The sequence below is a fragment of the Pseudomonas khavaziana genome (assembly GCF_019145205.1).
Classification (GTDB): Bacteria; Pseudomonadota; Gammaproteobacteria; order Pseudomonadales; family Pseudomonadaceae; genus Aquipseudomonas; species Aquipseudomonas khavaziana.
In genome coordinates this window covers 206,266-220,880 of sequence record NZ_JAHSTT010000004.1, presented here as the reverse complement: position 1 = coordinate 220,880, position 14,615 = coordinate 206,266, and the positions used below count along the sequence as shown (strand labels likewise).

The following is a 14,615-nucleotide window of genomic DNA, read 5'->3' as shown; positions in this document are numbered from 1 at the left end:
ACCTCATGAAACTACATATCGTTCTTTTTTCTGCTTTGCTGGCTTTAGGCTTCGGCGCCAACGCGCTAGCCGTTGACAAAAATCCTTTCAATGAGCCATGCCGTGCAGACGACGGCTGCACTATCCCGTACATTCATTGGGAACAGGGGTAAGCCCCGCCGGGCAACGCAGTATTTACAGTAAAAAAGGGGACAGATTTATTTTCCTAGAAATAAATCCGTCCCCTTTTTCCTGGTCCCCTTTTTCCTGTTTTCGCTTATATCATGCGGATTGGCGGTTTCTGAGACGGGCAGCTATTTGCCGGTTTCAGCCTGTCATAACCAGCTGAAATGACTCGAAGCAGTCAGCCGCACCAGTGCACTGCGGAGTCGACATGAACGTATTTTTGCTTTTCAGCTATGAAAGCCGTGTCGAGCGTGCCCAGGGCTATCGAAACCCAATCGGCAAACTCGCCTTGAGATCGTGACCAGAACAATGTCGAGCCACAATGCGAGCAAAATTCGCGTAACACGGTTTCTGAAGATGCATAGGTTTTGATGCTTGTAGCGCCGGAAAGTACCCGTAGTGCGTCACGGGGAACACTGGCGTAAGAAGCGAATGCAGCCCCGTGACCTTTGCGGCATTGGCGGCAATGGCAATGGCTCACTGCTTTCGGCGTGGCGGATAGCTCGTAAGTGACGGCTGTGCATAAGCAGCTTCCCTGGTACACCGTTGTCATACGCTTTTCCCGTCATGCGAAAAACGTCAGCGTAACCGTCCCGCGCTAGTCAGTCGACCTACCCATCAAACCAAACCGCCGAGTCACTGTAGGTGGCTCACGACGACGCGGCGGTTTATCGGGCTAGCAAGTTGAAGGGCTAATCATCAGCCAGGGCAGGGCACTTCGCGGTCAAGAAGTCTGGCGGTGAGGAGTACGCCCAGTTCGCTCAGTTGGTGGATCGCCAGGGCGATGTCGCGGTGTTTGCCGTTGAGGTCTTCGGACAGGTCGAGCAGCAGGGTGCTGACGCTGGTGAAGGTTTCGTAGCTGTTGGTGATGAGGCTTTCGTTGCTGGCGTTGGGGGCAACGTTGAAGAGGGCACTTGAATCTGATTTTGACATGCGTAGACATCCTGAGTGATGCCACCACCTTTCCGCTACTAAACAGTGGGTGGCAGCTGTACGCAGGTTAGTAGACCGGTGGATATCTAAAGCCGGCGCGCCCGAAGACGCCCTACGCACAGCCACCATCAAGCACAGACGCAACGTCTGACTGATGAAGCTCATGCACTAATAGATACCCAAGCTCAGGCTACTAAACCCGAATCACTGAACAATTCAGCGACCGAGCCACCTTAGAGACGGCCACCCCAGCACACAAGCCGGCGGATTCTGACGCAGGCGTAGGCAATGGAGCAAGGTGCGGCAGGGGAATCGGATTTTTCCTTCAGGCGCTGCGTTATCGTTTGGGTTTTTCGCGAGCAAGCTCGCTCCTACAGGAGTGGGTCAAGCGTGGGTTGTTATCAAGGTGCGGGTAGCTGGACAATAGATGCCGACGAGCCAACAACGAAGCACCAGGCGTGCGAACTTTCGGTTCGCTCGGCTGGGCTCTACAAACTGCAAAATTACTGATCGGAAAAAAAGACCAATGCTAGGGAAAGTCAGCAGTAAATATCTCGTCTGGGCTGCAGTCGCACTTTGCGCGACGCTTCTGTCCGGGTGCGCGACGTCACGCTACGACGGCAAGCACGCGCCGGACCCGAGTAAGGCGATCATCGTCGGTTCGATTGGTGAGAGCTATCTGATGCAGCCCCATGGGCTGGTGGTTGAAATCGACCAACAGGGCGCACCCGGCACCGCATTACGGCTGACGACGTTGGGCAATGAAGATGATCAGCCATCAGCCCATTTGCTGGGCCATTACTTCATGTATGAAGTGCCGCCGGGTGAGTATGAGTACACGCAGTGGCATTACGTGTATTACGCGGGTAAGTCGATGCCACGCCCTGTGCCTGCGGTTTTCTCGGTGAAGGCCGGGGAAACTCTCTATATCGGCGATCTGCGCGCCGATGCCCTGCGCTTTTGCCTGTCCAACGTCAACAATGCTGAGGACACGGTGCAGGCGCTCAAGCGCAAGTACCCGATGCTCAAGGACCGCAACATCGTGAATCTGACGCCGAAGAGCGGTTTTGCGCCTTGGCCGAGTTCTGATGCCACTGATTTCGGTAAAGGGCTGTGCACGATCTGAATCGGGTAACGGTGACAGTCATCAAACCCGACGCCCATTGATCCACGTTCAAGGAATTCATGCATGAAGCGCTCTACGCTACTCTGGGCCAGCCTGTTCGCAGGCCTGGTCTCACTGACCGGTTGTATCAGCGGTCCGGACCTCAAAGGTCAACCGTTCTTCACGTCACCGGCTGAACCTCGTGCGGATGAGGCCACGGTTTACTTTTATCGCACGGCGGCGAGCATCGGTAGCGGGGTGGCCCCGACTATTCAGGTCGATGGCCGCACCGTCGGCAGCTTGCCTTCCGGTAGTTTTTTCAAGGCTGGCATTCCCGCCGGTAAGCACAGCGTCGCCTCCACTTCGCCACCGATCATCAGCGGTATGGTTAACCAGCGTTTCGATATCACTGTCGAGAATGGCAAGGTGTATTACATCGCCGATCAACTCAGTACCTCTGACTACAAGGATGGGCAGACCTTGGGTGAAGTCGACGGCCGTCGTTTCAGCGGGACAATGTTTTACTCGCGCTACGCGCTTGTGCCTGCCGAGGAAGCGCTGCGGTCTATCAAGTGGTGCCAGGAGTTGCCGGCGACCGCACGGTAACCGGGCGTCCCACTTCATCAGAAGCCAACTTGCCGACAGAGAGCAACCCCACAATACCGCAGCACTGTGGGGTTGCTATGCCAGCGCTTACACCGTGCCGAAACGCACCTCCACCGACAGGCTGCCCCTGTTATCGCTCAGGCCAGCCCCGTAGCGCCCGGTCAGGTCGTCATTGATGCACAACTGCAACTCCCCCTGCTGGCCACGCGGCAATTGCGCCTGGTTGCCGACCAGGAACGGCGCGCCGCTGTTGCCGATACGCCCGATCAACGCGCCTTCCGCTTGACCGGGCAAGGTATAGCCGGGCTTGGCGGTCAACCTTGAGTTGCCCGCCGCGCCGACCATCCCGGTGCCCGGGTTGGCCGTCCACTGCCCACCGGTGCACACCGCCAGTTGCCAGCTATGCCCGTTGACCTGCACGCCGGTGCCTTGCCAGGCCTGGTTGGCCTGCACCTGCACGGTACGCTTGAGCAGGTCGCTGGCGACCACATCGGCGGCCTGGAAGGTCAGCGCGGTGATGGTCAAGGTCGGGTTGGCGGTGCCGGTGGTGGGGAACACGCCGTCGCCGACCAGGAACAGGTTGGGGTGGTCCCAGCTGCGCTGGTCCTTGTCCACCACTGACTTGGTGCGGTCCGAGCCCATGCGGTAGGTGCCCATCAGGTGGCCAGCGCCGAAGAACGCGTAGTTCTGGCCGTCGTACTTGAACACCGTTTGCGAGCCGGGCTTGAGTTCAGGGTTCAGGTCGGTCAGCTCGGTGGCGCCCATCAGCTTGGTGATGATATGGGTGGCGGCCAGGCGCGCCTGCTTGAAGCCCTCCTTGGTGTAGTCGGACAGTTCGTAGGTGATCTGTGGCCTGGTCAGGCCCAAACCGTCGGTGAAGCCCTCGGCCCTCTCTACCCGGCACAGCGCTTTGTCGGGGTCTTTCTCGACCTGCTCGATCAAGAAGCCCAGACGGAACTGGCGGGTCAGCACGCTGTTGAGCTGCTGCACCAGCGCCACGCCGGACAACGCCTGGTTACTGGGGTTGGCGCCGCCATGGTTGGTGCCGTCGATGAAATCGCAGACCGAGGTGTAGGGGTCGTTTACCGACCAGTTCCAACCCTCGTTGCCGATTTCGATACGCCAGGCGGCACGCTGGCTGCGGAACGGGCCATCGCGCATGTCCTCGATCCCCGAGCTGGACAACGGCCCGCGGAACGGGAACAGCGGCTTGCCTTCGGGCATCAGGCCCCAGGCCAGGTACACCGGGTGGTCGGCCAACGCCTGGCCGACCTGGCCGCTGCTGTTGGCGACCCCTTTAGGGCTGTGCGGGCCGATGGAGTTGAGCAGCAGCTTCGGCGTTTCGATCGCGTGGGCGGCGATCACGTAGCGCTTGCCCTGGGCCGTGCCGTTCTGGTGCGTGCCGTTGTTCTGGTACTGGATGAAATCGATACCTGTGACTCCATTGGCATCGACCTGCACCTGGCTCGCCACGGCCTGGTAGAGGATCCGCACGTTGCCGGTATCCAGTGCCTTGGCCATGGTCACGGTGGCATCGTACTTGGCCTGGATCGGGCAGATCGGCGTGCAGCTGGTGTTACCGGCGCACACCCGGCGGCCGTTGTCGTTCTGCGAGTTGCGCCCGGCCGGGGTCTGCCGCACGTTGAGGGTGATGCCCTGGTACTGCGTGCCATTGATGCCCTTGCCCAGGCCCTGGTCGACCAACGACGGCGGGATGCCGTGCATGCTGTATTGATAGCCCTGGGGGAAGGTCACGCCCAGGTAGGTCTGCGAAGCGACATCGGCGGACACGCCTATCTCTTGCTCGGCGCGGCAGTAGGCGGTTTGCAGGTCGTCGTAGCTGATCGGCCAGTCGACCCCGACGTTGTACGCAGTGCGCATGCGAAAGTCGTTGGGCAACAGGCGCAGGGCCGTGCCCATCCAGTGCCACATGGTGCCGCCGCCTACCCGCTCGTAGGTACTGGCGAACAGGTGCGGCCCCTTTTGTACCAGGTAGCTCTTCTGCACCTTGTCCGGGTCGTCGCTGCCGGCAGTGATCAAGTCCTGGATAGTCGCTCGCGGGGCGAACTGTTTGGCCGGGGTCTGCTCGGTCTGCTCCGGTGGGTAGGGCGACTCGGGCGACTTGAACACGGCAGTGTAGAAACGCTCCAGGTACTCGCTGCGGTTAGGCGGGATCGCCGGGCCCGACTCGAGCACCAGCACTTTCAAGCCGGCCAGGCCCAACTGATAGGCCATGACGCTGCCGGCCATGCCGGCGCCCACGACGATCACATCGGCGGTTTCGATGTTCTGGGTGTGTAGAGTGCTCATGGCTGCTGCCCTTCCTTGGCGTCGACACCGGTGAATTGCTTGAGGGTCGGTGGCTGCTCGTTCCAGTAGCCGAAGTGGTACTGGCTATAGCCCATGGGGTGGGATTGGGCGATCTTCCACGCCCAGCTTTCCTTGTAGGCCTGGTCGGAGACCACGCGAGTGTCACCCTTGTGGGCGGTGCCCTGGTCATAAGGTTGGTACCAGCTGCCAAGCAGCCACAGCTTCATGATCGAGCGGGCGCCCTGGGCGATCTGCGGGTCCGAGTTGCCGAGCACGGCGCTGGCGATTTGCGCAGGCGGTTGGTTCTTGATGCTGGCGTACAGCGTCAGCAAATTGCTGAACGCGGCGGTGCCCATGCCTTGCTGGGCCGTGGCGAAGAACAGCGGCGGCAGTTTGATCGGGTCGAGGGTCGGCGCGAGCAGGTCGGCGGCAAGACCGGTGAGCACGGCGGACAGGTCAATGAAGTTTTGCAGGTTCGGGTCGCTCATGGCATCACTCCTTGGCGCCAGTGGATTGGGCACGTTCAAGCAGGAAGGTGAAATCGGCGAAGCTGGTGCGCGGGGACTGGGTCACCCGGGTGGTCGCGTTGTTGTGGCATTCCATACAGCTGGATGAGGCCTGTGGCGTGGTGCCCTGGTTGTAGGTTTCCAGGGTGGCGTTGGCCAGGAAGGACGGGGCAGGTGTGCCCAGCGGGTTGGTTGGCGACGGCAGTTGGCAGTCATCGGCGGGGGCGGTCGGCCACTGGGTGCTGATCAGCTGGTAGTTGGCCCAGACCGTGCCCTTCAGCGCGCCTTGCCACTGCGCGTTGAGCTGGTGGGTCGCGACGGTGAGCGGTATTTCCCGCACGATCTGCGACGGCGTGGCTTTCTTCGATGGGTCCCACGGGCGCGCTGGCGGCTCGTTTATCGGGCGGTCGCTGGCCTGGGCGTCGTAGAACAGGTAGGGGCCCTTGCGCTCGTTCATCGGCGTGGTCTTTTCCGGCACGTTGCGCACGTGCTCAAAGGTCGACCATACCCACTGCGGCGCATCTTTGGTCTTGTGCACGATATGCAGGCCGACCAGCCCGACCTTCTGTGCGCTGCACGACTCAGGGATCACCGCGCCCGTGTTCGGGTCGGTGTTGCCGGGGGTGTAGACCAAGGCGTCGACGGCATGGAATTCCTGCGGGTTGTCGTTGCCGCCCAGTACCTTCCAGGCCGACTTGACCATGATCGCGCCGACCTGCTTGTCCTTCACGCCGCAGGAGAAGGCGATGCGGTTGTCGGCCTTGCCCAGGAACGCTTGCTGGCCTTCCTTGCTGTAGAGACCCTTGTTGACGATGTCGTCGAACATCGGCTGGTTGACCATGATCGCGTTGCGCGTGTAGGTGCCATTCTGGTCCACCAGCGGGCCGGTCTTGAACGGCTGGATGAATTCGTCGAGCACACCGGCGACCTTGCCCATCTGTTGCAGTACGGGCAGGTTACCTTTGCCTTGGCAGGCGGCGGGCGGCGGCGTGGCCTGGTCCCAGGCGAGCGGCTTCTGGCCTTGTGGCAGGAAAATCGCGTAGCTCTCCTTCCACGACTCCCAAACCGTCTGCCCCGGCGTGCCGATTTTCACCGAGGTGTCGGCGCTGCCGTCGGCCTTTGCGGGCCAGTTCAGGGCGACGAAGGTCTGCCACGACAGCACGTCGAAATCGTGTTGCAGGTTGTCCAGGGTGAAGGGAGGGTTGGCGGTGACGTCGAAGGGGATCGCAGGTGACAGCACTGGCGGGCCGGCCGCATCGGCCATGGCGAGCGCGCTGGTGAAGCTTGCACCCAGGCACGCCAACCGTTTCAAGGTTATTTTCATTATCGTCTCCTCAGCAGATAAAGCGTCGGGACGACGAGGCGTACTGGCCCTTCATGGACCGAATGTTCAGCGTTATCCCTTACGCTAGGCTGAAGGCTAGCCGTTGCGTCAGTACCCTCAGAAATATCCGACTAAAGGTAGGGATAAGCAGAATCGTCGCACGGCGTGGCTTGGCATTTTCGCGAGCAAGCTCGCTCCTACGGGCGTGACATGTTGGGGTGGTATGGTTGCGCCAGACTATGGAGGATTGAATATGACATTGACTGTCGACACCTTGCTCGAATTGGCCATGGCTAACCCGATTAATGCCCAGATCACGGCGCGCCTGCCGGACCTTGGGGTGCAGCAGTGCATGCTCACGGCGGGTTGTCTGTTCCAGGCGGTGTGGAATCATCAGGCGAATCTGCCGGCTGATCAGGGCGTGAAGGACTACGATGTTTTTTACTTCGACACCGACCTGTCCTACGAGGCGGAGGATGCGGTGATTCGTGCGGCGCAGGGGCTCTTCCAGGACCTGGGGGTGAATGTGGAGGTCAGGAATCAGGCGCGGGTGCACCTTTGGTACCCTGAGCGATTCGGCCGGCCCTATCCGCAATTGCATTCGGCCAGGCAGGGGGTCGACCGTTACCTGGTGGCGGGCACTTGCATCGCGTTGGATATCACCACCGGCGAGGTGTATGCACCCTATGGGCTGGAGGATGTGGAGCAGGGCGTGCTGCGCATCAACCCACTGCATTCCGAACCGCAGCTGTTTTTGCACAAGGCCAGAAGTTATCAGGCGCGCTGGCCTTGGCTCAGGATCGTCGAGCCGGGCTTAGCCCCAATGCTGTAGGAGCGAGCTTGCTCGCGAAAAACCTACAGGCGCCGCGCTCATTCAGGAAGCACGCGTTATCGTTGACGTTTTTCGCGAGCAAGCTCGCTCCTACAAGTCCAGTAACGTGCCCAGTACGCCGCAACCTATCACCACCAGCCAAGGCGGCAGTTTCCAGGCCATCAGCGCGACCAGTGCGAGCACGGCCAGGGCAAAGTCATACCCGTTGAAAATCGCGCTGGTCCACACCGGCCGGTACAGCGCCGCCAGCAACAGCCCGACCACCGCTGCATTCACCCCGGCCAGGACGGCCTGGGTGCGTGGGTTTGTGCGCAGGCTGGCCCAGAAAGGCAAGGCACCGCAGATCAGCAGGAACGACGGGGCGAAGATTGCCAGCAGGGCGATCATGCCGCCGAGCCAACCGCTGGGGGCGTGGGTCATCGAGGCGCCGAGGAAGGCGGCGAAGGTGAACAGCGGGCCGGGCACGGCTTGGGTGGCGCCGTAGCCGGCGAGGAATACGTCATTGCTCACCCACTGCGGCGGTACCACTTCGGCTTGCAGCAGCGGCAGCACCACGTGGCCGCCGCCGAACACCAGGGCGCCGGTGCGGTAGAAGGCGTCCACCAGGGCGAGGGAGGGGGTGGGTAGCCCGTCGGCCAGGACTGGCAAGCCCACCAATAGCACCACGAACAGCACCAGCCACATGGCCCCGGCGCGGCGGCTGATGGCGATGGGCAGGGTGTCGGGCTCGGTATGGGTTTGGGGCTTGAACAACAGCAGGCCGGCCACGCCTGCGGCGGCGATCACCCCGACCTGGCTCCAGGCGGACGGCGCCAGCAGCACGATGCACGCGGCGATCAGCATCAGCGTGAGCTTCACGGCCCCTCGGCACAGGTTGCGCGCCATGCCCCATACGGCCTGGGCGACGACGGCCACGGCGACGACCTTGAGGCCATGCAAGGCGCCGCCGGGGATGGCGGTGCCGTAGTGCGAAAGGCCGACGGCAAAGAGAATCAAGGCGATGGCCGACGGCAAGGTAAACCCGGCCCAGGCCGCTGCGGCGCCGCCGTAGCCTGCGCGGGACAAGCCCAGGGCAATGCCGACCTGGCTGCTGGCCGGGCCGGGGAGGAACTGGCACAAGGCGACCAGTTCGGCGTAGCTGCGCTCGCTCAACCACTGCCGCCGAGTGACGAACGCCTCGCGGAAATAGCCCAGGTGCGCAATCGGCCCGCCGAAGGAGGTCAGGCCCAGGCGCAGGAAGATCAGGAACACCGACCAGGGGCTGTCAGGGTGATCGGTAGTGGACTTGGCCAAGGTCAGGCTCTCTGCTGTAGGGTAGGCATCGCCGGCATTTTGCAGACCCTACCCAATTTTCATGACGTGCAGAAGAGAGGGTATTTTTTGGCGAATGCATTGAATTTATGCGCAGGTGTTTGAGTCACTCAAGCATAGCGTTGCTTTCTATATCACTCGACCTCAAGGACCGACCATGACCTTCTTTATTTTCCTCCTGGCCTGCGCCGCCGCCGCCAGCACCGGCGTGATCTTCAAGCCCGGCGCCTGGTACGAATCCCTGGTCAAGCCCAGCTTCACGCCGCCCAACTGGCTGTTCCCGGTGGCATGGACAATCATCTACCTGCTGCTGGCCTGGGCCGGCTACCGCTTGAGCCTGATCCCCGGCAGCCAAATGGTGCTGGCGCTGTGGGCAGCGCAGATTGCCCTGAATACCTTGTGGACACCGGTGTTCTTCGGCGCCCACCGACTGCTGGCCGGGATGGTGATTATCGCGCTGCTGTGGCTCACCGTGGCGGCGATGGTGGTGCTGGCCGTGCGCCTGGACCTGATCACCGGTTTGATCCTGTTCCCTTACCTCGCCTGGTTGTGTGTAGCCGCGGCGTTGAACTTCTCGATCCTGCGGAACAACCGCTGATGACCTACCAACATTGGCCGGCCAGCGAGCCTGAACTGGCCCAGATGCGCCGCTTCAATCAGAAGCTTGGGTGGATGCCGCGCTTTAAAATCCGCAACCGCGTCACCCCGCGTCTGATCCAGGCGTTGTTGCGCGTCAGTCAAACGTTGAAAAAGGCGCCCGTGGTAGAGCGCAAAAAGGTGGGCTCGGTGCCGGTGCGCATCCTGCGGCCCAGTGGCACGCCCAAAGGCGTGGTGTTGGATATCCACGGGGGTGGCTGGGTGATTGGCAATGCGCAGATGGATGACGACCTCAACCTCGGCATGGTCAACGCCTGCGGCGTGGCGGTGGTGTCGGTGGATTATCGGCTGGCGGTGGACACGCCGATAGAAGGATTGCTGGAAGACTGCCTGGTCGCTGCACGCTGGCTCCTGGGGGATTGTCCGGAGTTTGCCGACTTGCCGGTGTTCTTCGTCGGCGAGTCGGCCGGTGGTCACTTGGCGGCGGCCACCTTGCTGGCGCTCAAGCAATGGCCCGAGTTGCTCGAACGGGTAAGCGGCGCGGTGTTGTATTACGGCGTCTATGACTTGACCGGCACGCCAAGCGTGCGCACGGCGGGGCCGGACACCTTGTTGCTGGACGGGCCGGGCATGGTCGAGGCGCTGCGCCTGCTGACGCCGGGCATCACCGACGAGGCGCGCCGGCAGCCGCCGTTGTCACCGTTGTACGGGGATTTTGCAGGGTTGCCGCCAGCGCTGATGTTCGTGGGCGAGTTGGACCCGCTCAAAGACGACACGCTGCTGATCGCCGAGCGCTGGGGCGGGGCAGAAGCGCACCTGCTGCCGGAGGCGGCCCATGGTTTCATTCATTTTCCGCTGGCGATGGCAGGCAACGTGTTGGCCTACAGTCGCAAATGGATAACGCAGCATCTGCATCAGGTGGGAACTAAAAAGCTGAACGCTGAGTCAGGTTAATCAGTTGCGCCTTCTCCCCTTACAAGGATTCCCGCATGCGTGCTTACACCCTGAACTATCTTTTCAATGATGAGCCTCGCACTCACAGCTTCGACCTCAAGCAGCCTGAATTACCTGTGCATGAGGCGGCGCTGCATTTGCTGGCGTTGCATTTCGGCGACGCGGAAAACGGCCTGATCATGCCTGCCGCGGATGCAACGCCGGAGGAGATCCTCGAGCAGGCGCAGGTGGTGGGAATCACCCGGATTGAGGTGGTATGAGGCCGAAAATCCAGGTCGCCACCCCGGCTGATCTGCCCGAAGTGCTCAGCTTCGCGTTGCAGGCCCGTGATGAACTGTTCCCAAAGCTCAGCGCAACCGGGATACCGGATGACCTGGCGCAGTTCGAAGCCATTTACCTGCAGGGCGACGGGCAGTTTCTGATTGCTCGTGCCGAAGGCCAGATCGTTGCGGCGGTGGGTTACCTGCCGTACGACGGCCGCTTTGCACAGTTGAACTACCAGGGCTGCAAGACAGTGGAGGTGGTGCGCCTGTACGTACATCCGGCATTTCGTCGCTGCGGTCTGGCGGGTGAGCTATACCGTTCGCTGGAAGCGCTGGCGCGGGCGGACGGGGTGGAAGTGGTTTACCTGCATACCCATCCGTTTCTGCCGGGGGCGATTGATTTCTGGATCCGGCAAGGATTCGAGGTGGTGGATGTGGAAGCTGATCCGGTATGGCAGACCACCCATATGCACCGGCCTCTGTAGATCAAATGTGGCAGGGGCGGCGGCCTGGCTGACACCCCTGGGTCAAAAATGTGTGAGGGGGCTTGCCCCAGATGGCGGTGGGTCAGCCCCAGGTGTATTCATTGACACTCCCTCATCGGGAGCAAGCCCCCTCCCACATTTGGCCCAGGTCTGTCAGGTAGGGCGCAGGCGCAGGATTTGCGCACCGTCGAATGGGTCCGTGAGGTAATGCCCCTGTACCCCGAAGGTCTCTTGCAGGCGCTCCGGCGTCAGCACTTCCAACGGCGTGCCCAACGCCACCAATCGCCCGCGATCCAGCACGGCCAGGCGATCACAGGTCAGTGCCTGGTTCAGGTCATGCAGGGCAATCAAGGTGGTCACCGGCAAGCCTTGCACGCCTTTCAAGATCGCCAGTTGATGCTGGATATCCAGGTGATTGGTCGGCTCATCCAGCAACAGAATCCGCGGTCTTTGCGCCAGGGCGCGGGCGATGTGTACGCGTTGGCGTTCGCCGCCGGAGAGGCTGCGCCAGGCGCGGTGGCCAAGGTGGGTGGCGTCTACGTCGTGCAGGGCCTGGCGGACGATGGCGTCGTCTTCGCTGGACCACGGGCTCAGCGCCGACAGCCATGGCGTGCGGCCCAGGGCCACGGCGTCGAACACGCGGATGGCATCGTCGGTGTCGGCCTGCTGTTCAACCACCGCCAGCTGTTGCGCGATGGCGCGGCGCGACAGCTCACCCAGGCGCTTGGCGCCCAGGCGTACTTCACCACTGGCCGGGGCGCGCAAGCCAGCGAGCAATTTGAGCAGGGTGGATTTGCCCGAGCCGTTGGGCCCGACGATGCCGAGGGTTTCCCCTTGCTGCACGTCCAGGTGAATATCGCGCAGCAACTCAGCGTCTCGCACCTTGAAACCCAGGCCGGTGCAACTGAGCACACTCATCGCGCGTTCCTGCGGCCAATCAGGATCAGCGCAAATACCGGTGCACCCACCAACGCCGTGACCACACCTACGGGAATCACCTGGCCCTTGATCAAGGTGCGCGACAGCACATCGGCGGCGATCAAGAACAACGCGCCACCAAGAGCGCTCGCCGGCAGCAACCGCGAATGCCCGGTGCCCAGCAGCAGGCGCACCGCATGGGGAATCACCAGGCCGACAAAACCGATGGAGCCGACGATGGACACCATCACTGCCGTCACCAGCGCAGCGCAGGCCACCAGCACAAATTGCACGCGGCGCACCGGGATGCCCAGGGACGCCGCCGAGTCGCTGCCGAAGGTAAAGGCATCCAATGCGCGACGATGCCACAGGCACACCGCCAGCCCAACGATCGCCACCGGCACCGCCAGCCACACCGACGGCCAACGCACGCCGCTGAGGTTGCCCAGCAGCCAGAACATAATGCCGCGGGCTTGCTCGGAGCTGGCCGACTTGGTGATCAGGAACGCGGTCAAGGCATTGAACAATTGCGAGCCGGCGATGCCCGCGAGGATGATCTGCCCGGTGCCGCTGGACGAGCCACTGGCCCGCGCCAGCAGGATCACCAGCGCAAACGCCGCCATCGCCCCTGCAAACGCCCCCGCCGACAGCGATACCAGCCCGCCGCCGACGCCGATCAAGGCAACGAGGACCGCGCCGGTCGACGCGCCGGCGCTGATGCCGAGCAAGTAAGGATCAGCCAGCGGGTTACGCAGCAACGATTGCAGGATCACGCCACAGGTCGCCAACCCCGCACCGCAGGCAGCGGCCACCAGGGCGCGGGTCAGGCGATAGTTCCACACCACGCCTTCATCGATGGGGTCGAGCACGAAGCCCGCGGCCCACAGTTTGTTGGCGAGCACCTGGAGCACCACCTGTGGCGAGATGGCCGTTTCGCCGATGGCCACGCCGGCGAGCAGGGCGAGCAACAGCAGTGTGAGGGCGAGCAGCGTACGCATCATTTCGGCAGGTCATAGCCGTCGATCGCGGCGGCCAGTTGTTCCAGGCCATCGAAGGTGCGCAGGCTGGCCTGCAGCGCCAGGGCATCGAGGATGATGATGCGGTTGTGTTTCACCGCGTCCATGTTGCGGGTCACCGGGTCGCTGCGCAGGAAGGCGAGTTTCTTCTCGTGGTCGTCGGCGGGGTAGCGGCGCCGATCCATGCGTGCGATCACCAGGAACGTCGGGTTGGCCTTGGCAATGGTTTCCCAGCCGACGGCGGGCCATTCTTCATCGGACTGCACCACATTGCGCAGGCCGAGGGTTTGCAACATGAACTGCGGAATACCCTTGTGCCCGGCCACGTAGGGATCGCTGGCCATTTCGGCGCTGGAGAACCACACCAGCGCGCTGGCTTGCTTCAAGCCTTTGCCTTGCGCGGTGGCGATGGACTTGGCCAGGCGCGCCTGCAGTTCATCGTTGAGCTGCTGGCCGCGATCCTGGACGTCGAAAATCTGCGCCAGTTGGCGGATGCTTTTATAAATCGTGTCGATGCGGAACGGCTCCAGCCGCGTGCCGTCGGCACCCACCAGGTTGTCCTTGCCTTCGCAATCCGAGGGCAGCAGGTAGGTGGGGATCTGCAGCTCATGGAATTGCTCGCGGGTGCCGACCACGCCTTGGGGCCCCACCACCCATTCCAGTTCGGCGGCCACCAGTTGCGGGCGCTTGGCGATCACCGCTTCGAAGCTCGGCTCGTTGTTGGCCAGGCGCTCGATGGTGGCGTCCTGTGCCTTGTACTGCGCCAACACGTTGTTGAACCACAGCGAAGTGCCAACCACTTTATCGCCCACGCCCAAGGCATAGAGCATCTCGGTGGCGGCCTGGCCGATGGTTACGCTGCGTGCAGGCGGGTGCTGGAAGGTCAGGGTACTGCCGCAGTTTTCCAGGCTCAGCGGGTAATGGGTGGGCGTGGCCTGGGCCATTGCACAGGCACCCAAGCCTGCGATCAGGGCGGTAACGCGTGGCAGCATGGGGAGATCTCCGAGTGCAGCAGGGGCGGTACGGCTCGGAAATACAGCCTTGAACGCTGCCGGTCAGGCAGGCAAGGATGTCCTTCCCGGACACCCCGCCGGTTAGTGGTTTTGCTGGGCCGGCAGGTCTCCTGACTGATGCGTCGTCACCTTGCTCCCGCCTTCCCGGACAGGGTCCAGTGGCAGTGGGGAGCAGGCTCGGCACCTACAGTTGCGGGGGCAGTTTCGATTGACGTCGCGGGCGGCGTTTCGAATTCCCTGTTAGTCCCATACGGGAACCGGCGGCGGTATGGTAGTC

At 62.3% G+C, this 14,615-nt stretch carries 17 protein-coding genes and 1 riboswitch; of the genes, 8 read left to right on the top strand and 9 right to left on the bottom strand.

What is annotated here, in order from left to right:
• The first annotated feature begins 5 nt into the window (after window positions 1–5).
• Window positions 6–152, top strand: a complete 147-nt coding sequence (locus KVH01_RS12105; protein ID WP_164487184.1) for a hypothetical protein — start codon at window positions 6–8, stop codon at window positions 150–152.
• Window positions 153–343: 191 nt separating this feature from the next.
• Here the strand turns inward: KVH01_RS12105 and KVH01_RS12100 are convergent, their stop codons facing one another.
• Both KVH01_RS12100 and KVH01_RS12095 read right to left on the bottom strand, forming a co-directional pair.
• Window positions 344–718 (bottom strand): GFA family protein, encoded by a 375-nt coding sequence (locus tag KVH01_RS12100; protein ID WP_217881612.1) that lies wholly within the window; start codon window positions 716–718, stop codon window positions 344–346.
• A 146-nt stretch (window positions 719–864) separates the two neighbouring features.
• On the bottom strand, window positions 865–1,098 hold the full coding sequence (locus tag KVH01_RS12095; RefSeq protein ID WP_103733771.1) for a DUF6124 family protein: 234 nt from the start codon (window positions 1,096–1,098) through the stop codon (window positions 865–867).
• 526 nt (window positions 1,099–1,624) lie between these two features.
• Between KVH01_RS12095 and KVH01_RS12090 the strand changes: the two genes are divergently transcribed.
• Both KVH01_RS12090 and KVH01_RS12085 read left to right on the top strand, forming a co-directional pair.
• Window positions 1,625–2,224: a hypothetical protein gene (locus KVH01_RS12090; protein ID WP_217881611.1), complete on the top strand. Its 600-nt coding sequence runs from the start codon at window positions 1,625–1,627 to the stop codon at window positions 2,222–2,224.
• A 63-nt stretch (window positions 2,225–2,287) separates the two neighbouring features.
• Complete coding sequence (locus tag KVH01_RS12085; protein WP_032896111.1) at window positions 2,288–2,809, top strand: DUF2846 domain-containing protein; 522 nt, start codon at window positions 2,288–2,290, stop codon at window positions 2,807–2,809.
• Between the two features lie 87 nt (window positions 2,810–2,896).
• Here KVH01_RS12085 and KVH01_RS12080 read toward each other — a convergent pair whose 3' ends face one another.
• From KVH01_RS12080 to KVH01_RS12070, 3 genes are read right to left on the bottom strand one after another with little or no spacing between them, the layout of a single operon-like run.
• Window positions 2,897–5,119 carry a GMC oxidoreductase gene (locus KVH01_RS12080; protein WP_217881610.1) on the bottom strand — a complete coding sequence of 741 codons (2,223 nt, stop codon included), beginning with the start codon at window positions 5,117–5,119 and terminating at the stop codon, window positions 2,897–2,899.
• Entirely contained in the window at window positions 5,116–5,607 is a 492-nt protein-coding gene (locus KVH01_RS12075) for a sorbitol dehydrogenase family protein (RefSeq protein ID WP_217881609.1), read from the bottom strand. Before KVH01_RS12075 ends, KVH01_RS12080 begins: the two co-directional genes overlap by 4 nt.
• Before the next feature lie 4 nt (window positions 5,608–5,611).
• On the bottom strand, window positions 5,612–6,949 hold the full coding sequence (locus tag KVH01_RS12070) for a cytochrome C (RefSeq protein ID WP_217881608.1): 1,338 nt from the start codon (window positions 6,947–6,949) through the stop codon (window positions 5,612–5,614).
• 253 nt (window positions 6,950–7,202) lie between these two features.
• Between KVH01_RS12070 and KVH01_RS12065 the strand changes: the two genes are divergently transcribed.
• On the top strand, window positions 7,203–7,781 hold the full coding sequence (locus KVH01_RS12065) for a nucleotidyltransferase family protein (RefSeq protein ID WP_217881607.1): 579 nt from the start codon (window positions 7,203–7,205) through the stop codon (window positions 7,779–7,781).
• A gap of 90 nt (window positions 7,782–7,871) precedes the next feature.
• Here KVH01_RS12065 and chrA read toward each other — a convergent pair whose 3' ends face one another.
• Window positions 7,872–9,074: a chromate efflux transporter gene (chrA, locus tag KVH01_RS12060; RefSeq protein WP_217881606.1), complete on the bottom strand. Its 1,203-nt coding sequence runs from the start codon at window positions 9,072–9,074 to the stop codon at window positions 7,872–7,874.
• A gap of 175 nt (window positions 9,075–9,249) precedes the next feature.
• Here chrA and tspO point away from each other — a divergent pair, with 175 nt between their 5' ends.
• Genes tspO through KVH01_RS12040 form a run of 4 tightly spaced genes read left to right on the top strand, consistent with a single transcriptional unit; the run spans window position 9,250 to window position 11,391 of the window.
• Window positions 9,250–9,690: a tryptophan-rich sensory protein TspO gene (gene tspO / locus KVH01_RS12055; protein ID WP_217881605.1), complete on the top strand. Its 441-nt coding sequence runs from the start codon at window positions 9,250–9,252 to the stop codon at window positions 9,688–9,690.
• Complete coding sequence (locus KVH01_RS12050) at window positions 9,690–10,643, top strand: alpha/beta hydrolase (RefSeq protein WP_217881604.1); 954 nt, start codon at window positions 9,690–9,692, stop codon at window positions 10,641–10,643. The genes tspO and KVH01_RS12050 overlap by 1 nt, the downstream gene beginning before the upstream one ends.
• A gap of 35 nt (window positions 10,644–10,678) precedes the next feature.
• On the top strand, window positions 10,679–10,903 hold the full coding sequence (locus KVH01_RS12045; RefSeq protein ID WP_217881603.1) for a hypothetical protein: 225 nt from the start codon (window positions 10,679–10,681) through the stop codon (window positions 10,901–10,903).
• A complete protein-coding gene (locus tag KVH01_RS12040; protein ID WP_217881602.1) occupies window positions 10,900–11,391 on the top strand; it encodes a GNAT family N-acetyltransferase in 492 nt (163 codons plus the stop codon). The genes KVH01_RS12045 and KVH01_RS12040 overlap by 4 nt, the downstream gene beginning before the upstream one ends.
• A gap of 153 nt (window positions 11,392–11,544) precedes the next feature.
• Here the strand turns inward: KVH01_RS12040 and KVH01_RS12035 are convergent, their stop codons facing one another.
• From KVH01_RS12035 to KVH01_RS12025, 3 genes are read right to left on the bottom strand one after another with little or no spacing between them, the layout of a single operon-like run.
• Window positions 11,545–12,309: an ABC transporter ATP-binding protein gene (locus tag KVH01_RS12035; protein WP_217881601.1), complete on the bottom strand. Its 765-nt coding sequence runs from the start codon at window positions 12,307–12,309 to the stop codon at window positions 11,545–11,547.
• Entirely contained in the window at window positions 12,306–13,310 is a 1,005-nt protein-coding gene (locus KVH01_RS12030) for a FecCD family ABC transporter permease (RefSeq protein ID WP_217881600.1), read from the bottom strand. Before KVH01_RS12030 ends, KVH01_RS12035 begins: the two co-directional genes overlap by 4 nt.
• Window positions 13,307–14,317, bottom strand: coding sequence for an ABC transporter substrate-binding protein (locus KVH01_RS12025; RefSeq protein WP_217881599.1), 1,011 nt, complete (start codon window positions 14,315–14,317; stop codon window positions 13,307–13,309). The genes KVH01_RS12030 and KVH01_RS12025 overlap by 4 nt, the downstream gene beginning before the upstream one ends.
• 104 nt (window positions 14,318–14,421) lie before the next feature.
• Window positions 14,422–14,615, bottom strand: a riboswitch (cobalamin riboswitch).